Here is a 19,940-nt window from a genome sequence, read left to right on the forward strand (position 1 = left end):
GAAAGAAAGGCTCCGGAATCAGCGGAGAATAGGGCCGAGGTGGCGGAGGGTTTCCTTGATGAGGGAGACGTGCCACTGGCCGGGCGCCGTCTCTTTTTCCCCCAGGTAGCCGTACACCAGGCAGGAGCCGAGCTGGGAGTAAAGCAGGCGGGAGACGGGCCCCATGGGTCCCATGCCCATGACGGCAATCGGCCCCTTGGGCTTGGTGAAAAGCTGCACGCCCGTCTGGATGTCCGAGGCGAGGCACGGCGTGAACGCGAATTTGACGATGTCCGCCTTGTGGGCGCGCGCCCGTTTTTCCAGTTCGCGCAGGTAGTCCACGCCCGGCGTGATTTGGAAGTCATGGGTGGAGCCGATGACGATGACGTCCCGTGCCCCCGCTTCCATGATTAGTTCCCTGGCATGCCGCATGGCCTTGATTTCAATGTCCATGGCGGTGGCGTACGGCATGTAGGCACGGAGCAGGGCAAAGCGCTCCTCTTCCGGAATGCGGCGCAGGCCGCCTTCTTCATGGCAGCGTACGGTGACCAGCAGGGGCATCTCCGGCCTGAACTCCATGACCTGCTCCGCCGTGAGTTCCGGGGGAAGGGCATCCACGCGCAGTTCCACCCAGTCGCACTGGTCTGTTAAATCTTTTCCTTTCAGCGTTTTCCACAACTCCCATGAGGTGACGGACGCAACGATTTTCGGCGGATAGGTCTGATGTTCACGTACAATCTGCTGCATACATCCTACTATCCCAGCTAAGGAAGGAAGGTCAATCTTCTATTAATGACATTACCCCATTTTGGCGCCCGGAAAATGTCAGCTTTTCCATGGAGGCGCAACGCTACGCCACCGGCGCGGGAGCATGGGCCAGCTCTGGGTGTAAAGGCATGGGGAGGCATGCGTAAACGCGTGCCCGTTCAGGGGGAGACCATCTGAAGGAGGATATGGGGGAGGGGACGCAGGGACGGTTTTTTCCGGTCCGGAAAATCTCCGGGAACGGCGTAGTGGACCGGTTTTCCCGCCAGCCAGTCCAGGGCACGGAACAGCAGGGTCTGGAAGGCGGCGCATTGAATCCCCTTCAGGCTGGGGTCTCCGGGCCAGACATGGCCCAGCGTGGAGGTGTATACGCGCCCTTTTCCGTACTGGACCGTCCATTCCACCGGAAAATTGAGGCCCGTCAGCGGGTCCCGGGCATAGGAAAGCACCTGGACGTGTTCCGCCGGGCCGCGTACATAACGGTACACTTCAACGTCCGCCGTTCTCCAGCGGCGCGGCAGTTCGGCATGAATGGGGTGCTCTCCCAGGCGTGTGACCAGCGCATCCACCCGTTCCCCGTGGGACGTGTGGCCCCCTTCGCCGGGAGGGAGGCGCAGGATGGCTTCATCATCCGTAATGACCAGGGAGGTGCCGTAATCCCGTGGCCTCCACCCCAGCCCGATCATGCGGTTGTATTCCGGCCACCGGGGAAAGGCGTTATTGGCGGAGTGGAAGGCCAGCATGCCGCCTCCCTCCGCGAGGTACTGTTCCAGGGCCTTTTTCGCCCCGGCGCCCCATTCGGGACCGTTCGTTCCGCCATTGGTATTCTGGATCACCACGTCGTAGCCTTTGAAATCCGGATGCCATGCCTCCCGTTCCGCCTCCGTGGCGCGTGCCGGGAAGGTGCTCACGTCCACGGAATAGCTGCCCTCGTTCTCCAGCAGCATCCGGAGGCAGGCGGTGGTGCGCTGCCAGTCATGGTTGGAAAAGCCGTCCACAATCAGGACGCGTGTTTTCTCCCCGCGTGCCGTAGAGCATGCCGCCAGCAGGAGCATGCAGAGTACCAGATGAAAGCGCTTCCAGTTCATCAGGGCAATGTATCCGGTATGCCGGGAAAGTCAAATTCCCGTTTTGGAGCGTGTACGCATACCGGGGAAAGACAAAAGCCCCGGACCGCAGGCCGGTCCGGGGCGCCTCCCTTCATGGAAGAGGGGAGTGGTTCAGGGTTAAACGGGTGTCCGGGGATTAACTGGCCCCTTCGTCACACAGGATTTTGACAAAGCCTTCCTCCTGGAGACGGGTGGCGCCGCAGGCGAACTTGGCGCGGATCTGGAGGGCTTCCTCCATGTCGTCGCGTACGGAAAGCTTCACCTTGAAGTCGTTCCAGATGCCGAACTGCGCCTTGCTCTTCACCCAGGCCAGGCAGGAACGGGTGCCGTCCTCCGCCTTCGGAAGCCGCTGGGTACGGATGAACTTGAAGCCCATGAAGGTGTCTATCTTGCCTTCCACCAGGGCTTTCACGTTGTTGAAGTCATAACTGCTGACCTCCGTTTCCCGCAGCAGGCTCATGATCTGGGAGCTGGTCACCGCAATGACGAGCTGGTCGCCGAACTGGGGGGCATCCTGGTTCCATGCCTCGTTTTCCTCAAAGAGCTGGAGGGCCGCGCGCAGCTTGGCTACCGTGAGGTTGCTCGCGCCCTTGGTCCCGCTGTCCACGTGGTCCACGGCGATCTGCTGGCTCTCCTTGAACGGAACGGCGGTCATGCCGTCTTCCCCCACGTAATTCGTGTCCAGAAAGGCGGAGATCATCACGTCGTCCATGCGGCGCCCTGCGGCGGCCTGGAGTCCTTCAATCGTCTTGCTGACGGGAAGGTCCATGTCGCCCAGGCGGGTAGCGTCGAATTCGTCGTAGCCGATGGCCTTGGTGAAGGTGCGCGGACGCATGGAACGGCGCGTGGTGGGCGCCTCGTTCAGAACGGTCTGGCCCACGCGGGTGGTTTTTTCCGTGAAGTCCAGAACGCCGAATTGGTCCAGAAAGACCACCTTTCCGCTCAAGTCGCGCATGACGCTGACGTATTTGTCCAGGCGGGAGGCGTGCTGCTGGAGCAGGGTGCCCCATTTCCTGGTGTATTTTACCTGATAATTGTCGCTGATTGTTACTGCCATGATTGCAAATGTAATGATGTTTGAATGCGGGAACGGCAACTTGGATTATCGGGTCCGGAATAACCGGAACGGTCCTGCCGCGGTGGGATGCGGCCATGTCCCTTGCGGGATTGCGGGCCGGTCCCGTCCAGCGCCAACGGGTATGGGCCACCTGCAAAAAAAACGCACCACGGCGGAACCGTGATGCGCTGGGCAAAAGGAATGAAAGGCGCTGCCTTTCCGCTGTTAAAGAATGATCGGGTGCGGGCGGGTGGCGTGGTCCGGGCCGAAGAGGGCCAGCATGCGGCCCGTCTGCCCCTTCTCCACGCGGTAGGAGTAGAAGCGCTTGGTATCCGCCGCCGTGTCCAGCCCTGAATCGTGAATCTGGTCTTCCGGCACCCCTTCCTCAACGAGCTGGGCCTTGATGGCCGTGGGGATGTCTTCCTCATAATGGGGGGGACGGATGCAGGGGGAGATGACGGCAATCAGGTTGGCAGGGTCCACCCCCAGGCATTTCTTCATGGACTTGATGGTGTTGGAAACGATGTTGCCGGCGGTTCCAGCCTTGCCTGAGTGAATCAGGGAGCGGTGGCAGTTTTCCTTGTCGTACAGCCAGACGGCGGCGCAGTCCGCCACGTAAATGGCAAGCACGCAGTCGGAAACTCCGGAGCAGATCAGGCTGTCCACGCCTTCCACGGGATAATTGGAGCCGATGTCCCCCACCAGGGCCACCCTGGTGCCGTGTACCTGTTCGGCGCGGCGCAGGTCCTTCCACCGCCAGCCCAGGGCCTCCACTTCCGCCTTGTGGTACGGTTCCAGCTGTTCCAGCACGGTTTCGCGGTCTCCGGTTACGTCCACCCCCGGGATTCTTTCAATAAACTGGACGATTTCCCCAGGATAGGACTGGATGGGCTTCAAGAATGCAGGCGTTTCCATAATTGATGGATCAATAGATGTCGTTGGGCACATCTTGTCGTTTTGTATTACCTAGTCGAGCAAAATCTAGCGCAAAATGTCACGGACGCCGCCCGGTGACTGAGAAAAGGTTTTTTTCCGCGTTTCCGGAGTGATATGAGCAATTCATGCTGCGCAGACATTCTTTGCTTTCCACTTTTTTCGCGGGGATGGCCGCCATGGTCCTTTCCCTGGCTCCTTCATTTTCCCAGGCCGTCCCGGATGCCGGGCAACTGCTGAAAAGGGTTCGCCAGGGGGCGACCCTCCAGGAGAACAAGGACATCAAGGGGCAAATACGCAAACGCAGCGTGAAAGTTCCCTTTTCCATGAGCTTGCGCGGCAACCTCATTGCCTTCCAGTACCAGTTGAATAACGTCTGGAACAGGTTTGACCTGAAATTCAAGGACCGCGGCCAGGAAATCCTTTCCTGGAAGGACGGGAAAGCAGGCGTTCTGCCGGTCGCCCAGTACGCGGTGCCCATCGCTGGGACGGACGTGACGTATGAGGACCTCTCCATGCGCTACCTGTACTGGCCCCAGGCCAAAATCGTCCGGGACGACGCGGCGAGCACGGTGAAGGGCCGGGACTGCTGGATTGTCCAGATTCCGAACCCGAATCCCAAGGTCGGGCAGTATGCCTGGGTGCGCGTCTGGATTGACAAGGAAAACGGAGCCATGTGGCAGGTGGACGGCATTGACGGCCGCGGGGAACTGGCTAAAAGGTTCATGATTGATTCCGTGATGAAGCTGAAGGACGGCTCCTGGTTTTTCAAACGGATGAAGGTGGAGGTTCGGGACCCCTCCAATCCCCGCAGAACGGTATCCGTCAGCTATATCGACATGGACAGTCCGGAATAATCCCCCGCCTCGTTCCCGCGGGCGCCCTTCCCAGGGAGGGGAAGCCTCCTTCTTTTTCATGCCGCACGGATGGATGATTTAGGACGTGACAAGAAGGAGGGATGGGCGTACATCCTCCAAAAACCTGTTATGAAGAAACGTTTATTCCTTGCATGTGCCCTGGCGCTCGGGCTGTCCGCCTGTTCCCAGCATCAGGAGCAGCCGGTGGAGTCCGGCGCTCCGGTGAAGACCTCCCTTTCTCCCGTGACCGCTCCGGGGAAGAAGCCGGACCGCCCCGCCGTGAAGCTGCCCCCCAAGTCCGTGCAGGTGCCGTCCGTGAGCCCGTCCTACAACAACACCCCGCTTTCCCCCCGCATTCCGGGAGTGACGGTCAGCCGCGTGGCCGTGCCGGACAAAGTGGTGGCCCTCACCTTTGACGACGGTCCCCACGGGACGCTGACCCCCAGGGTGCTGGACATCCTGCGGGACAACAATGTCAAGGGAACCTTCTTCATGCAGGGCTGCAACGTGAAAGCCCATCCCCAGGTAGTGCGCCGCATGGTCAGTGAAGGCCATGAAGTGGGCAACCATACGTGGAACCACGCCTACCTGAGCAAGGTATCCCGCGAAAAGGCGGAATCCCAGCTCCAGAGCACCAATGAAGCCATCCGCAACGCCTGCGGCATTGTTCCCGTGGTCATGCGCCCCCCCGGAGGCTACACGAACGCCGGCGTAGCTTCCTGGGCCCGCCAGCGCTTCGGCTTCACCACCATCATGTGGGACGTGGACACGAATGACTGGCGCAAGCCCGGCTCCTCCGTGGTGGCCGCCCGCGCCGTAAACGGCGCCAAGCCCGGCTCCATCATCCTGGTGCATGACATCCACGCCTCCACGGTGGCGGCTGTAGACGCCATTGTGAAAGGGCTGAAAAACCGCGGTTATGAGCTGGTGACCGTTTCCGAGCTCATCCGGCGCGGACGCGCCGCCGCCGGCCATGCTCCTTCCATGCCCGCTTCTCCCGCCGTTCCGGATTCCTCCCCCCTTTCCGCGCCCGTGATCGTCACTCCCGTGGCGCCCGCCCCCGTTCCCGTTGAAACGGTGGCAGGCATGTAATCTCCGGCGTTTCCCCTTTTCCATTCTTCTTTCAACCCGGTTTCCGCAGGGAAACCGGGTTTTTCATGCCCGCGGCGGAGCTCGTTTTCCGGAGGTCCGCAGGGGGTGGCTTCCTCTTAACGGGTACACGCACAGAAGGCTTGACCTGCTGGCGAATTTCTCCACAATCCCTTGCCGTATTACTCACACCCAATCCGGATTGAAATGTCTATGAATCTCCTGGCATCTGCCGATACTCTCCCCGCGGCTGGCGGAATGTCCGCTCCTCTCGCGTTTATTTACGATCTCTTCAACAACCCTCTCTTCATTTTCATTGGCGGTCTGGTATTGCTGGGTGTGTTTTTCTGGTACCTGGGTTCCGACCAGGACAAGGTCAAGCGCAACGCCGGCACGATCTTCATCATCGGCATTGCGTCCTTTTCCCTGTTCTCCCTTTTCCAGCAGGGCTTGAAATACGGCATTGACATTGCCGGGGGCGTCTCCTTCACGCTGAGCGTAGAACCGAACATCGGGGATGACGGCAAGCCCATTCCGCTGACGGACCAGGCCATGGAGCAGGCGTGCGTGATCCTGACGGAACGGCTCAACAGCACCGGAGCCAATGACGTCATCATCCGCCCGAAGAAAAAGGACAACCTGAACCTCATTGAAGTGCAGATTCCCGCCGCGGACCCTGCCAAGCGCGAGGAAACCAAGGCCATCCTGACCAAGGTGGCCAAGCTGCAGATTCTCCCCGTCCATCCGCGCAACAATGAACTGGTGGCGGAAGGCCGCATCCGCGTTCCCGGCTACAGGATGTATGAATACACCTTCAAGAACGGCAAAAACGAGGACGTCACGGAAAAAATCTTCCTGGAAAAACGTGAATCCCTGACGGGCAAGGACATCGTGCGCGCCGGGGTGGACCTGGCCCGTCCCGGCCATGTCAACGTCACCCTGAGCAACGAGGGGGCGGACAAGATGTACAACCTGACTTCCCGCATGCAGCTGGGCCACGACCGCATGGCCATTGTTCTGGATGACGTGGTCAAGAGCGCGCCTACGGTTCAGGCCATTCTTTCAAAAAGCTTTGAAATCAGCGGACTGGATGCGCCCGGCGAGGCGGAGGCCCTGACGAAGGTGCTTTCCAACCCCCTCACCAACAAGCTCAACTTTGAATCCGCCAGCGAAATCTCCGCCTCCCTGGGCCATACGGCCCTCCTTCAGGGGGAATACGCGGGCATCACGGGGCTGATTCTCTGCTTCATCATGATGATCATCTACTACCGCTTTGCCGGTCTGGTGGCTATCATGGGCCTGACGATCAATGCCCTGCTTCTTCTGGGGGCCATGTCCATCTTCGGGTTTGAGCTGACGCTGCCGGGTATTGCCGGTATCGTGCTGACCCTGGGCGTGGCGGTGGACGCGAACGTGCTGATTTACGAACGCCTGAGGGAAGAAAAGGAAATGGGGCGCCCCTTCCGCGTGGCTATCCGCAACTCCTTTGACAAGGCTTTCTCCGCCATCTTTGACTCCAACATCACCTCCCTCATTACCGCCGTCATCCTGTACTGGATGGCCACCGGCACCATCAAGGGCTTTGCCGTTACGCTGACGGTGGGCGTCATCACCTCCATGATCGGGGCGATTCTCGTCACCCGCGTCCTGTTCTACTGGGCGGATACCATCGGCATGATGAAGGACCTTAAATTCCTGAATCTCTTCAAGAAGAAGAGCAACATCAACTTCATGGGCCAGAAGGTCTGGTCCTGCTCCCTGTCCGCCATTCTGCTGCTTATCTGCATCGTGGTGGGGGCCATGAAGGGCAAGGACTGCCTGGGCATGGACTTTACGGGCGGTTCCTCCATCTCCTACCTGGTCAACAAGGGAGACATCTCCTTCCGGGAAGTGGAAGGCGTGGTTAACAAGCTGGCCCTGACCCAGAAAGCCACTGTGCAGGAAGTGGCGGAATCCACGGACAGCAGCAAAGTCAACATCCTGATCAACTTCTCTGACAACGCCCTGGACAAGGCGGCCATCACCACGGCCCTGGACAAGGCGTTCCCCGTGCTGGACAACGCACCATTCAGCGAGGAAACCATCGGGCAGTCCATGGGATACGATACGCTCATCACTTCCGCCTGGGCACTCTTCTTCGGCATTCTGGGCATCATGGTTTACCTGACGGTGCGGTTTGAATGGACCTTCGCCATCGGCGCGGTCATCGCCCTGACGCATGACGTCCTGCTGGTGCTGGGGCTGGTGATCATCAGCGGCACTGAGCTGAACGTCATCCACATCGGCGCGCTGCTGACGGTGGCCGGCTATTCCATCAATGACAAAATCATCGTGTTTGACCGCATTCGCGAATTCCTCCGCTTCTCGGACCCGAATGAAAGCGCGTCCCAGATCATGAATGAAGCCATCAACCAGACGCTTTCCCGCACCATTCTGACCTCTCTTTCCACGCTGGCCGTTCTGGTGTGCCTGTACTTCTTCGGCGGCCCTTCCATGGAGGACTTCGCCTGGACGATTTCCGCAGGTATTCTGATCGGCACGTACTCCTCCATCTTCATCGCCTCTCCGGCGGCCCTCCTCTTCTCCCGGAAGCACGGTCTGCATGAGGAAGTCAAGCAGGCCATGAAGGCCGGAGCCTGAGGCGCGGCAGGAAATTGATTCGTTAACTCTGACCGGGGGAGGCCGCATGCCTCCCCCGGTCTGTTTCTTGGTGGAAGGAAGGGGAAGGGTTAAGTAAGTCCGAGAGAGTTTGCTAGGTAAGAGGGGTAAGAGGGGTAAGAGGGGTAAGAGGGGTAAGAGGGGTAAGAGGGGTAAGAGGGGTAAGAGGGGTAAGAGGGGTAAGAGGGGTAAGAGGGGTAAGAGGGGTAAGAGGGGTGATGATGGGAATTCCCTATAATCCCTAAAGTTCCCTATGATTCCTATAACCCCTAATTCCTTTTCCCTTTTCCCTGATAAGAAAAACCCCGCCTGCCGTAAGGCAGACGGGGCCGTCTCTCTGTTTCTGCTATGCGTTTCTGCGGGTGAACTTATTCATCATCCCCTTCTTCCTGGACCGGAGCGGGAGGGAGGGGCATATCGTTATTGCCGCGGGCTGCCTTCCTGGCTTCCCTGCGAGCGGAACGGCGCGCTTCCAGAGCCTTGGAGGCGTCAGCGTTGAGCTGTGCCATTTCAGCTTCATTCAGCTTGCCGTCCTTGTCGGCGTCATACTTTTCCTCAATCAGGATCCAGCCGGCCGCCATGATGGGGGCGCGGTTGGGATCAAGCTGGGGGCGGGGGCCGTCCGGGCGGTTGCCGCGGGGACCGCGGTCACCGTCTCCGCGGCGTCCTTCACCGCCTCTGCGACCTTCCGGTCCCCTGGGCGCGCGGGGTCCTTCAGCCCTGGGGCCTCCGGGACGGCGCGGGCCATCCATCTTGGGCGCACCCGGTCCCTTGGGACCGCCGGGCGCGGCATGATGCGGGCCGGGCTGGCCGTGATGGGGAGGGATAGCCTGCAATTCTTCCGGGGAAAGCTTGCCGTCGCCGTCCTTGTCAAACTTCTTGATCATGTTGGCAGCGTGGGCTTCCTGGCGGGCTTTCATTTCCTCCATGCGCTTGGCGGCTTCCGGATGGTCCTTGGCCCAGTCCTCCCGCATGGCTTTCTTTTCCTCGTCGGAAAGCTTGCCGTCGCCGTCCTTGTCATACTTCTTAAGCATTTCGGCCTTGCGGGCTTCCTGGCGGGCCTTCATTTCTTCCATGCGCTTGGCGGCTTCCGGATGGTCCTTGAGCCATTCTTCCTGCATGGCCTTTCTTTCCTCCTTGGAAAGCTTGCCGTCGCCGTCCTTGTCGAACTTCTTCAGGATGGCGGCCTTCCTGGCTTCCTGGGCTTTCTTGACGTCCGCCTGGAGAACGGCTATTTCCTCGTCGGAAAGCTTGCCGTCCTTGTCGGTGTCATACTTGGCCATGACCAGTTCTTCCCCGATGATCATGATGCCGGGATCAATTCTCCTCATTTGGAGGTTGGCCCGTTCCGGACCTGGGCCCTGGCGGTCCCTGCCTCCGGCGCGGTGGCGGGGGCCTCCCCTTCTTTCAGGAGGGGGCTGCATTTCCGGAGCGTCGGAAGGTGCGTCCGGGGCGGGGGGCGGCGGCGCGTCCTGAGCGAACGCGGAGCATGCGGCAAAGGCCGCGGCGATAATCATTTGCTTGGTCATAACTTTGAGTGGTGAGGTTTGATGCGTTTCGGAAAGGGGCGTCGCGCTGTGATATCTCAAACAGGTGGAAACGCCTCCCTTTGCTAGGATGAACCCCCGGAATTCGTCCTGGTTGCAAAATAAAAACGTGCGTGCTCCGGAAAGGGGCGGACGGAGCCTTTGCGGGGCTTCCTTTTTTCTGCCGGGGTGCAGAATGGTAAAGCTGTTGAATATGAAATAAATCTGTAAAAAAAGACCGCAGCCCGGAAGGGTTGCGGTCCAGCCGTGTCATGGAGGGAAAAATTATTCTCCGGAAATGAAGCGGAGATAGGCCAGCCACCACTGGTCGCCACCCAGCAGCCAGATCAGGGCGGCGCTGAGCAGAGCGGGGCCGAAGGGAAGATTCCTGCCGAACCCCATGCGTGAAACGACTGCCTGCACAATCCCCAGCAGGGAGCCGAGGAAAAGGCAGAACACCGCGCCCTGCCATCCGCCCACGCATCCGGCCATCATCAGAATCCAGGCATCACCGGAGCCCATGGCTTCCCGCTGCGCGCGAATATCCATCATGGTTCCTTCCACGCTTTCCAGGTCTTCCAGCGGGAAAACGTCTCCGTTCTCCAGCTCTATCCTATCCTGGCGCAGGATGACGGAGCAGGGAGGGAGCGTTTCCCCGTCAATGGTGACGGAGCCCCCGGAAATGACGGCCTTGTCCGTGGCCCGGTGGAAAAGCATGGACCAGTCGTGAGGCTGTCCGTTGATAATGAGCTGGAGCTCGTCCCGGTCGGATTCCGGCTCCTTCAGGCTCCACGGAGCGGGAGCGTCAAAGTGCTGCTTCCAGGTGCCGAACAGGAGCTTGCCCAGTTCAATCACCAGCCTGATGGCGGCATACCCGGCGATTCCCCCCAGCACGGAGGCCGTGAAGGCGTCCGTCCAGGTCATGACGTCATTGTCCGGCAGGAGAAACGGGTAAAGGGCACAGGCTCCCACTCCGGCTGCGGCGCCGATGAGCGCCTGGGTGCGGAATACGATCAGATGCTCCGCGTCAATGAACATGATGACGATGGCCATGGCAGTCCACAGGCAGAGCAGTATGGCGGCTCCCGCGGAGGCGTCCGCGTACTTCCACCCCAGGGCGGCGAAAAGCAGGGCCGTAAGCAGCTCCACGAAGCAATAGCGGAAGCTGATGCGCGTTCCGCAGCAGGCGGATTTTCCCCGGAGCGCCAGCCAGCTTAGCACCGGAATATTCAGGTACCACGGAATGGGTTCCTCGCATTCCGGGCAGAAGGAGCGCGCCGGATCATTGACGGAGATGCCCAGCGGCGTCCGGTAAATGACCACGTTCAGGAAGGAGCCGATGCAGGCTCCCATCAGGCCGAAAATCAGCGGAATCAGCCACGCGGGAAGGCCGTCAGACATGGGAGGGTGGGGAATAAGTCCGGCTGGGCGTCTGGTTGATGCGGTCAATCAGCAGCCTCAGCCTGCCGTAATTGCCGCGTTTGATGGGGAAAATGAGGCGTGGCAGCCGGTCCAGGTGGGGTTCGTCCGCCTCATCCGGGAGCGGTCCGCTCTGGACCATTCTTCCCCCGGGCAGGATCAGGTCTGAAAAATCCCGTTCCAGGTGCTCCACCCACTGGGCGGGCAGGTGCGTGTTCAGGCGGATGACGATGGCGTCCCTGACAAAACGGTAGGAGTGGAAAATGCGGTAGAAGCGGTCGATGTGCTCCATGGCCTCCGCCGGATTCTTGGTGACGTGGATGAGGTGCAGGTCATCCGCGGAAATCAGGCCGGAATCCACCAGTTCCACGCGGATGAAGGCCAGCCAGTTCAGCCAGAAAGTCTTGCCGGGGGAATCGAGAAGGACGATCGGGTAAATGGTGGCCTTCCCCGTCTGGATCAGGGTGAGGGTTTCAAACACCTCGTCCATGGTGCCGAAGCCGCCGGGGAACGCCACCATGGCATCGCTTTCCGCTACGAAATTCAGCTTTCTGACAAAGAAATAATAGAAATTGATCAGCTTGTCGCTGTGGGCTACCACGTGGTTGGAAGTCTGCTCATACGGCAGGGTGATGTTCAGGCCGAAGGAGCGTTGCTCGCCGGCTCCTTCATTGGCCGCCTGCATGATGCCCGGTCCGCCACCCGTAATGACCATGTAACCGTGTTCGCTGGCTTCCCTGGCGAACTCCCGCGCCGTTTCATACGCCGGCTCATCATTCCTGATGCGCGCGGAGCCGAACACGGAAATCTTGCGGATGTGGCGGTACGGGGCGAAAACGCAGTTGGCCCGGTACATCTCCCGCCCGGAACGGATCAGGACGGTAAAATCGTGGTCGGAGGCTTCGGACTGCGCCATGTTGATGCCCGTCTTGATATACTCCTGGAGGTAACGGGGATCGTGCCTGGTGGAGGCTATTTCGGAAAGTTTTTTGACGACTCCTTCCAGAGCCTGGTAGCTGGTGTCCATGGACATGGTGGAGGGGCGCTTCTTGTCTTCCCCCGTAAAATCCCTGTTGTCCAAAAAATCAGGATGCTTCATGAGTTGGTATATAGGTTTGCCCCACTATGCCAGATGACGCACGTTAAGTCACAGAAAATTTGCCGGCGGACATGAAAAGAGTTGATTGTTGAAAACAGATCGTTAAATTGCTCCCCGCACGGGCGTTTCCAAAACATGCCGTAGGTCCTTCAGGCGGATTGCCCGCCATGCCCGTGCTGAGGGGAAACCCGGTACATTACATACGATTATGTCGGAAAACGAAACCACTACTGCAGAAGAAACCGCCGTTACCACGCTGGCCCGCTTTGAAGTTCCCAGCCGTCTGGAAAAAATTGAAGACCCGAATGATGCGAATCATCTGACCTTCGTGGCGGAACCGTTTGAAAACGGTTACGGCCATACGCTTGGCAACTCCCTGCGCCGCGTTCTTCTGGGTTCACTTGAAGGCGCCGCCATCACCTCCGTCCGCATCGCCGGCGCACAGCATGAATTCTCCTCCCTGCCCGGCGTGGTGGAAGACGTGACGGAAATCGTGCTGAACCTGAAAAAGGTCAAGTTCAAGCACAACGGCAAGGAACCGCGCCTGCTCTCCCTGCGCGTGCACAAGCAGGGCGTCGTGACCGCCGCCGACATCACTGACGACACCACCTACCAGGTGGTCAATCCCGATCAAATCATCTGCACCCTGGACCAGGACACCATGTTCGAATGCGAATTCCAGGTGCGCGTGGGCCGCGGCTTTGCCACCGGCGACGAAAACAAGGTGCCGGACATGCCCATTGGCGTGATCCCGATCGACTCCATTTTCTCCCCGGTCACCCGCGTGAAGTACTCCGTGCAGAATACCCGTGTGGGCCAGATGACCGACTACGACAAGCTGATCCTTGAAGTATGGACGGACGGGCGCATCTCCCCCGCAGACGCCATGCTCCAGGCCTCCGCCATTCTGCGCCACCACCTGGACGTCTTCGTTAACTATGACGACAAGCAGGTCAACTTTGAAGAAGCTCCTTCCGCCGTCCAGGACGAGGAAACGGCCCGCCTGCGCAAGCTGCTCAACATGAGCGTCAACGAAATCGAGCTTTCCGTGCGCGCCGCCAACTGCCTCAACAACGCCAACATCACCACCGTCGGCCAGCTCGCCATGAAGAGCGAAAGCGAAATGCTCAAGTACCGCAACTTCGGCAAGAAGTCCCTCAACGAAATCAAGGACAAGCTGCTGGAACTGGGCCTTTCCCTGGGTGTTCAGGTGGATCCCTCCCTGCTTACCGGTCCCGTGCCGCAGGCCAAGCCGCGCCTGGGTCTGGAAGAGGAAAGCCCCGTGGGCCTGGCAGACCTGATTGCCGCCAACATCGAAGACGACGACGACTAAATCTCACAAAACCAACACACATAGAAAAATATCATCATGAGACACGGTGTAAAAACCTCCAAGCTTCAGCGCAACGCTTCTCACCGCAGGGCTTTGCTCGCCAACCAGGCATGCAGCCTCATCCTCAACGGACGCATCACCACCACCCTGGCCAAGGCCAAGGCTCTCCGTCCCTATGTGGAAAAGCTGATCACGCTCGCCAAGCGCGGCGACGTGCATTCCCGCCGCCTGGCTACCGCCACCATTCACAACACGGTTGCCGTCAAGCGCCTGTTTGATGAAATCGCTCCCCTCTGCGCGGAACGCAAGGGCGGCTATACCCGCATCGTCAAGCTGGGCCAGCGTCTGACGGACTCCGCCCTCGTGGCCATGATCGAAATCATCGATCTGCCCCGCGAAACGGCTGAAAAGGAAGAAGCTCCCGCAACCACGGAAGCAACCGCCTAAGGCCGTTCCCTGACACATCAGGCTTAACCATCTGCCCCGGCCTCTCGCAGAGACCGGGGCGGATTTTCTATTCATATTGGCGGTAAAGAGATTACGGAGGAAGTGCGGTGGCAAGATCGCTCTTGCTTCTTTCCTGCCGGAACGGTATAATTCAGCCTCAACTATGGACGCAGTATTATTGTTTTCCGGACAAGGTGCCCAAAAAGTAGGCATGGGCAAAGATTTGTATGACCAGTATCCCGCAGCCAGGGCCCTGATTGAGCAGGCGGACAAGGCGCTTGGGGAATCCCTCTCCTCCATCATGTTTGAAGGCCCCGGCGAAGAACTGACCCGCACCTGCAATTGCCAGCCCGCTCTCTACGTGCATGGCCTGGCCTGCCTGGCCGTCTTGAAGGAGCTGGCGCCTTCCCTGAATCCCGTGGCTGCCGCCGGCCTTTCCCTGGGTGAATTCACGGCTCATGCGGCTGCCGGAACCTATACCTTTGAAGAAGGCCTTCGCCTGGTCCAGAAGCGCGGCGCGTTCATGGAGGAAGCCTGCAACGCCACGAAGGGCACCATGGCCGCGATGATCGGCGGGACGGATGAAAACGTCATCAAGCTGGCGCAGGAATGCGACGTGGACGTTGCCAACTTCAACTGCCCCGGCCAGACGGTCGTTTCCGGCACGGAAGAAGGCGTGGACAAGGCCATTGCCGGAGCCAAGGCTGCCGGCTGCAAGATCGCCAAGAAGCTCAATGTGGCGGGAGCCTACCATTCCCGCCTGATGCACAGCGCCATGGTGAAGCTGGCGGAGGAACTCAAGAATGTCTCCTTCGGCACGCCTTCCATGCCCGTCTACTGCAACTATGAAGCCCGCGTGGTGGAAGGGCCGGACGACATCCGCAATGTGCTGGAGCACCAGGTGTGCGGCTCCGTGCGCTGGACGGCCTCCATGCAGAAGCTGGTGGACCAGGGCCACCGCCTTTTCATTGAACTGGGACCGGGCAAGACGCTGGCCGGCATGATGGGCCGCATCTGCAAGGATGCCACCGTCATCTCCATCGAAGACGTGCCCAGCCTGGAAGCCGCCGTTGCGGAATTAAATAAATAATTCTCCGTAACAGTAATTTTCAAACCGCCGGATCTTCAACGGTCCCGGCGGTTCTTTATTTCAAGTTATCCGACGGCACGGCGTCCCGGCCCGGGTGCAACACGGTGGCGGACGTTCCGCCGCGCTCTTATTCCCTGCCGGGAGCAGCGGTAATGCCGCACTTTTCCACAAGCGTGTGGACGTAGCATAAAAGCTTGCCCATGAAAACGAGGATGCAGGGAATCAGGATGATTACTTCCAGTTCGGCATGGTTCGTCAGGAAAAATATCACGATGCCAAAGCAGAAAAAGAGGGTTGCCGCTGCGTAAAACAGGATGCGGATGGAAGGCTGCTCCTTCTTTGAAGGCTGGAGCGCCTTGAATTTAATCCGCCTCTGCAGAATGGCGGAAAGGGGGACCCAGTTCCGGGAATCTTCTTTCCTGACCATGGTGGTGGAAAACGGAAGCTTGCCGGCTGCCGCCAGCGTGTCGATCACTTCCTTGCTGACGGGACCGGCGGTTTTCTCATCGGTGCGGTAATGGTAGAGCGTTGCTCTGGCGGGTATCGGGCTCATAGGCTGCAGGGGAGAGAGCGGGGAGGAGGAAGACGTTTGCGTCTGGTCAGCGTTCCGGTTCCTGGGCGGGCATTTTCCTCATGCCTCCGGTAAGAAGGTGCATGTACATCAGCATCTTTCCCATGAAAAACGCTATGGCAGGCACGAACAGCACTTCCATGTAAAGGATGGTGTGGAGCATGATGGAATGCGCCACGCCGCAGGCCAGAAGGAGAAGGGCAATGATGTAAAACAGGAGGCAGCTTTTAGGAGGGCGGCAGGAAAGCATGAAGGCGGATGCCCTGAGGCGCGCCAGGCGCTCCTGGCGGCGCAGCTCCGTTGCGAGCGGCATCCAGCACTGGGAATGTTCCTCCCGGATCATGGTGTCCGGAAGAATCTTCTTGGAGACAAGCAGGGCGTGGAGGTCTGTCAGGCAGATAGGGCCCACAATCTTGTCTTTGACGCGGTAGTGATATAATGGGGTACGTTGGGAAGCCATTCTCCTTACATAAGGCATGAAAGGAATTCCGTCAAGAAACAAGCGTAACGGAATGGAAGGCGGAATTCCCGAATTCCTAAAGAAGTTCCGCCAGGGAACGGATTTTACTGGTTGCCAGGGAAAAATCCGCCTGCTCCGTCACCCGGTTCGGGATGGAGATGACGGGCATTCCTGCGCGGTGCGCGGCGGTGGTGCCGTTCTGGGAATCTTCCAGCACCAGGCATTCAGCCGGCTGCATGCCCAGGTTTTCCGCAGCCTTCAGGAACAGGGCCGGGTCCGGTTTGACGGGAAGGCCGTCGTCACGGCAGACGACGGTCTGGAAATAGGGCATGATGTCCAGCCTGTTCAGCCAGCCGTCCACCCAGCGGTGGGAAGAGCTGGAGGCGACGCCCATGGGCGTTCCGGCTTCCGCCAGGCTCCGGATGAGTTCGCAGGCTCCTGGCAGAAGGCCGGCGTGCTCCAGGTCGCGGACGATTTCCTCCTGGCGGCGGCCGTTGACGGCTTCCCAGTCGAAGGTGCGGCCCGTCAGTTGTTCCAGATGCTCCCCGGGGTTCCAGTGGGTGTAGCCGCTCCCCAGGCACTGGTTGAACAAATCCAGGGGGAGGGCGTGGCCGCAGGATGCGAACACGCGTTCCCAGGAGGAATAAATGGCGTATTCCGTATCCACCAGCAGCCCGTCAAAGTCAAAAATCACGGCGCGTGCCCGGTGGAGCAGTTCGCGGGCTTTCCGGACGGCTGCCAGGGAGTCGTCAAGGTGGTCAGGGTTGGTCATGGACGGGTGTCTTTTTCAAGCCTCTCAGCATCTCCATGAAGCTTCTGTGGGCCAGCTTGGTCTGGAACAGGCGGATGGCGATGATGGTGTAAATGATGTTGGGCATCCACGCCCCCAGCCAGGTGGGGAGGTAGCCTGCGGAGGCCAGCGTGGGGAAAAACTCATACAGGAACAGCATGGCCGCCGCCAGGAACAGCGCAATGCCGATGCCGGACATGGCGGAGCGCCGCTGGAACGTGATGGCGGAAGGAATGGCGATGAATGTCAGGATAATGCAGGAAAACATGCGGGCTATCCTGACGTGCCATTCCGTTTGCAGGCTTCTGAGGTACTTGGCGTTTGTCGTGCCGGACCTGATGATTTCCTGGAGGGCCGGAGTGCCCTGGGTATCCACGCGGACGTTGGGGGAAATCAACTGCCAGGGAGTCTCTGGATAATGCTCTTTCAACGTTTGGTATTCCTGCCCGGCGAACACGGGCACGTCGTTCAGCTGGCGGGGTTCCTCCTGGGAATAATTCCTTTTGATGGCTTGCCGGAATGTCCATGTTCTGGAAGCCGGGTCCCACATGGCTTCATCCGCAAACAGCTCGTACTCCATCTTTCCGGGCGCGCTGAACTGTTCCACGCGCACCTGCCTGAACGGCTCGCCGGGGGAGTCTATTCCGGGAGGGTCGCCGAGGTACCAGATGCGGGATTCCGCGTCGTTCTTGTAGATGGTGCTCCGGGAGGCGTCGTCATTTTTATTCTGGCTCAGGGAGGAAAACATCAATTTCCTGTACAGAGTGGAATTGGGAGCCCAGTGAAACCCGAAGATGCCGAAGTAGATGGCCGCAAAGACGGCACCGATGATGACCGGGGCGTTGATCCGGAGCAGGGATCTCCCGGATTGCAGCATGCCGGTGATTTCCGAGGATGAGGAAAGCTTGGTAAGCGCCCAGAGCGTTCCCAGCAGAAGGGTGTAGGGAAGGATCAGGTTCAGAATCATGGGCAGCTGGCTCAGGTAGAAGCGGAAGGTGCCCGCCAGGGGGGAATCCAGGTTCATCAGGTCCCCCACATTGTCCGCAAAGTCGCCGATGATGTAAATCAGCGTGAGGATGGCCGTGCACATGATGAAAGCCGTGAACCAGGTACGCGCCACATACCTGTCCAGGATGCCCGAGCGGTTGTACAGCAGCATCCCCAGCGCCGGAAGGAAACAGCCCAGGAGAATGAGCCAGGGCCGCAGAAGCTGGGCAAGGGGATATTCGGACGGCGTGCCGGGAATTTCCCATTGCATCTGGGACCATTCCCGGGGCATCAGGAACCAGGCCGCCGTTCCTCCCAGCGCAAGCAGGAGGAGGAATGCGAACCATTGGCGGAAATGTCGGGCCTGGATTGCCATGAAAAAGTAAGGTGGGACAAGGATGCCAGATCGGGGGCGGGAAATAAAGCGTTATTTGGCCGCCGGGCAGGGACGGAGGCTTGCCGGAACCGCATGTCCGTGCGCCCGCGCCTGTCCAGCGGAGGGCGGTGCGGCACGGCTCCATGCGGGCCGGAATGGCGTGCGGAAGATATTCTCCTGATAGAAGTTGAGTGTTGTCAACGTAGACAGGATGGGATAAAATCTTCCTGACAACCGCTTTCCGGGTACAGCTTTTCCATGTTCAAACGTCTTGTTCAACTGTTTCTTCTGCTCCTTCTGGCAGCAGTGGGCGTCCTGGTGTGGTTTGCGTGGTATGTGTCCACTCCGTTGCTCGTTCCCGTGGGGGGGGATGAACCCTCCGCTTCTCCCGTTGCGGATTCCCTGGTGATGGAGCCGGTGGAAGCCGTCTCCGCCGACGGTACCGCCATTGAAGGCTATCTGGTGCGTCCGGGGCGTCCGGAGGCCTTGTCCCCGCGCCAGAGCCGCGTGCGGGATACCTTGAAACTGCGCGGAAGAATGCCGCATCTGGAGGCGAAGCCGGAGCTGGTGGTGATAGCCACCTCCTGGGACCAGGGGGTGAAAGGCTCCCTGCCGCTGGCGGAAGGACTGACCGGAGCCGGTTACACGTGCCTGGTATGGAATCCGCGCGGGAAAAACGACGCCCGGAAATTCTGCACGTACGGATTGAAGGAATATGCGGACGTAACGGCTCTGCTGGACGCCGTATCCCGGAAACAGGGGGGATTGCCGCCCGTGGCCGCCGTAGGGCAGGGGTTTGGGGCAGCGGTGCTGCTGAAAGCCGCGTCTGAAGATCCCCGCATCCGCTGCATGGTCAGCATGGACTGCTTTCCTTCCCTGAAAACCGTGGCCGTCCGGGAAATGGAGCAGGACTGGGGCAAGCCCCTGTGTTATGCCGCGTACTGGCTGCTGGATGCCGGCGTTGACTGGCGTGCGGATTTCAGTACGTTTGACGTAGCTCCCGTAGACGATGCCCTGAAACTGGATTATCCCGTCATGGTGGTTTGCACGAACCAGTACTTCTTCTCCACGCTGGAGGATTGCCTGAGCATTTACGACTCCCTGAGAAACGAGAAAAAACAACTTTATGAATCCATCCGGGAAGGCGAGCCCTACGGCACCCGGGAGCGGACCTTCCTCCATTCCATTGAAGGAAAAAAGGGGGAGAAATTCGAGAAAACCTACAAGGTCAACGTCTATGCCGGGGATGACGAGTTGCAGGCTGGCATTGCGGAATGGATTCATGAGAATACGCGCATGCCCATGCCCAGGGTGTTGTCCCATGAAACCTACAGTGCACCTGCTACGGGCACCGCTCCTTCCGGTTCATGAACCGTGCCTCTCCTTTTGCTGATG

The 19,940-nt window shown here is 59.5% G+C and carries 19 protein-coding genes; 8 read left to right on the forward strand and 11 right to left on the reverse strand.

The genetic code is table 11. The features are described from left to right. Nucleotides 1-18: 18 nt before the first annotated feature. The 4 genes from J5W70_RS08245 to J5W70_RS08260 form a co-directional block, all read right to left on the reverse strand. Nucleotides 19-726 (reverse strand): type I 3-dehydroquinate dehydratase, encoded by a 708-nt coding sequence (locus J5W70_RS08245; protein WP_102722557.1) that lies wholly within the window; start codon nucleotides 724-726, stop codon nucleotides 19-21. Between the two features lie 179 nt (nucleotides 727-905). Next, nucleotides 906-1,832 carry a ThuA domain-containing protein gene (locus tag J5W70_RS08250; protein WP_022397279.1) on the reverse strand — a complete coding sequence of 309 codons (927 nt, stop codon included), beginning with the start codon at nucleotides 1,830-1,832 and terminating at the stop codon, nucleotides 906-908. A 157-nt stretch (nucleotides 1,833-1,989) separates the two neighbouring features. Continuing rightward, the gene (locus J5W70_RS08255; RefSeq protein WP_022397278.1) at nucleotides 1,990-2,910 is read right to left on the reverse strand and encodes a phage capsid protein; all 921 of its coding nucleotides are present in this window, start codon (nucleotides 2,908-2,910) and stop codon (nucleotides 1,990-1,992) included. 225 nt (nucleotides 2,911-3,135) lie between these two features. Further along, nucleotides 3,136-3,825, reverse strand: coding sequence for a purine nucleoside phosphorylase YfiH/LACC1 family protein (locus J5W70_RS08260; protein ID WP_022397277.1), 690 nt, complete (start codon nucleotides 3,823-3,825; stop codon nucleotides 3,136-3,138). 146 nt (nucleotides 3,826-3,971) lie between these two features. Between J5W70_RS08260 and J5W70_RS08265 the strand changes: the two genes are divergently transcribed. The 4 genes from J5W70_RS08265 (at nucleotide 3,972) to J5W70_RS08280 (ending at nucleotide 8,685) form a co-directional block, all read left to right on the forward strand. Next, nucleotides 3,972-4,700, forward strand: coding sequence for an outer membrane lipoprotein-sorting protein (locus tag J5W70_RS08265; protein ID WP_022397276.1), 729 nt, complete (start codon nucleotides 3,972-3,974; stop codon nucleotides 4,698-4,700). A gap of 129 nt (nucleotides 4,701-4,829) precedes the next feature. Next, nucleotides 4,830-5,792 carry a polysaccharide deacetylase family protein gene (locus J5W70_RS08270; RefSeq protein WP_180973695.1) on the forward strand — a complete coding sequence of 321 codons (963 nt, stop codon included), beginning with the start codon at nucleotides 4,830-4,832 and terminating at the stop codon, nucleotides 5,790-5,792. Between the two features lie 204 nt (nucleotides 5,793-5,996). After that, on the forward strand, nucleotides 5,997-8,429 hold the full coding sequence (secD, locus tag J5W70_RS08275; RefSeq protein WP_102722551.1) for a protein translocase subunit SecD: 2,433 nt from the start codon (nucleotides 5,997-5,999) through the stop codon (nucleotides 8,427-8,429). Nucleotides 8,430-8,538: 109 nt separating this feature from the next. After that, on the forward strand, nucleotides 8,539-8,685 hold the full coding sequence (locus tag J5W70_RS08280) for a hypothetical protein (protein ID WP_215841906.1): 147 nt from the start codon (nucleotides 8,539-8,541) through the stop codon (nucleotides 8,683-8,685). A 130-nt stretch (nucleotides 8,686-8,815) separates the two neighbouring features. Here the strand turns inward: J5W70_RS08280 and J5W70_RS08285 are convergent, their stop codons facing one another. From J5W70_RS08285 to J5W70_RS08295, 3 genes are all read right to left on the reverse strand, one after another. After that, complete coding sequence (locus J5W70_RS08285) at nucleotides 8,816-9,976, reverse strand: EF-hand domain-containing protein (RefSeq protein ID WP_022397273.1); 1,161 nt, start codon at nucleotides 9,974-9,976, stop codon at nucleotides 8,816-8,818. A gap of 282 nt (nucleotides 9,977-10,258) precedes the next feature. Beyond that, nucleotides 10,259-11,374: a prepilin peptidase gene (locus J5W70_RS08290; protein WP_022397272.1), complete on the reverse strand. Its 1,116-nt coding sequence runs from the start codon at nucleotides 11,372-11,374 to the stop codon at nucleotides 10,259-10,261. Beyond that, nucleotides 11,367-12,491, reverse strand: a complete 1,125-nt coding sequence (locus J5W70_RS08295) for an LOG family protein (RefSeq protein ID WP_022397271.1) — start codon at nucleotides 12,489-12,491, stop codon at nucleotides 11,367-11,369. Before J5W70_RS08295 ends, J5W70_RS08290 begins: the two co-directional genes overlap by 8 nt. Before the next feature lie 208 nt (nucleotides 12,492-12,699). Between J5W70_RS08295 and J5W70_RS08300 the strand changes: the two genes are divergently transcribed. The 3 genes from J5W70_RS08300 to fabD all read left to right on the forward strand — a co-directional run bounded on the left by J5W70_RS08300 (nucleotide 12,700) and on the right by fabD (nucleotide 15,361). Beyond that, complete coding sequence (locus tag J5W70_RS08300; RefSeq protein WP_022397270.1) at nucleotides 12,700-13,824, forward strand: DNA-directed RNA polymerase subunit alpha; 1,125 nt, start codon at nucleotides 12,700-12,702, stop codon at nucleotides 13,822-13,824. 36 nt (nucleotides 13,825-13,860) lie between these two features. Then, a complete protein-coding gene (gene rplQ / locus J5W70_RS08305; protein ID WP_022397269.1) occupies nucleotides 13,861-14,271 on the forward strand; it encodes a 50S ribosomal protein L17 in 411 nt (136 codons plus the stop codon). Between the two features lie 163 nt (nucleotides 14,272-14,434). After that, on the forward strand, nucleotides 14,435-15,361 hold the full coding sequence (fabD, locus tag J5W70_RS08310) for an ACP S-malonyltransferase (RefSeq protein ID WP_102722719.1): 927 nt from the start codon (nucleotides 14,435-14,437) through the stop codon (nucleotides 15,359-15,361). A 127-nt stretch (nucleotides 15,362-15,488) separates the two neighbouring features. Here fabD and J5W70_RS08315 read toward each other — a convergent pair whose 3' ends face one another. From J5W70_RS08315 to J5W70_RS08330, 4 genes are all read right to left on the reverse strand, one after another. Further along, entirely contained in the window at nucleotides 15,489-15,914 is a 426-nt protein-coding gene (locus tag J5W70_RS08315; RefSeq protein ID WP_022397267.1) for a DUF4339 domain-containing protein, read from the reverse strand. A 46-nt stretch (nucleotides 15,915-15,960) separates the two neighbouring features. After that, nucleotides 15,961-16,392, reverse strand: a complete 432-nt coding sequence (locus tag J5W70_RS08320) for a GYF domain-containing protein (RefSeq protein ID WP_102726859.1) — start codon at nucleotides 16,390-16,392, stop codon at nucleotides 15,961-15,963. 76 nt (nucleotides 16,393-16,468) lie between these two features. After that, a complete protein-coding gene (locus J5W70_RS08325; protein WP_022397265.1) occupies nucleotides 16,469-17,164 on the reverse strand; it encodes an HAD family hydrolase in 696 nt (231 codons plus the stop codon). After that, entirely contained in the window at nucleotides 17,151-18,545 is a 1,395-nt protein-coding gene (locus J5W70_RS08330) for an LptF/LptG family permease (protein WP_102722721.1), read from the reverse strand. Before J5W70_RS08330 ends, J5W70_RS08325 begins: the two co-directional genes overlap by 14 nt. 258 nt (nucleotides 18,546-18,803) lie before the next feature. Here J5W70_RS08330 and J5W70_RS08335 point away from each other — a divergent pair, with 258 nt between their 5' ends. Next, nucleotides 18,804-19,916, forward strand: a complete 1,113-nt coding sequence (locus J5W70_RS08335) for an alpha/beta hydrolase family protein (protein ID WP_022397263.1) — start codon at nucleotides 18,804-18,806, stop codon at nucleotides 19,914-19,916. The last annotated feature ends 24 nt before the right edge of the window (nucleotides 19,917-19,940 follow it).

The organism is Akkermansia massiliensis (genome assembly GCF_018847375.1).
Lineage (GTDB): Bacteria > Verrucomicrobiota > Verrucomicrobiia > Verrucomicrobiales > Akkermansiaceae > Akkermansia > Akkermansia massiliensis.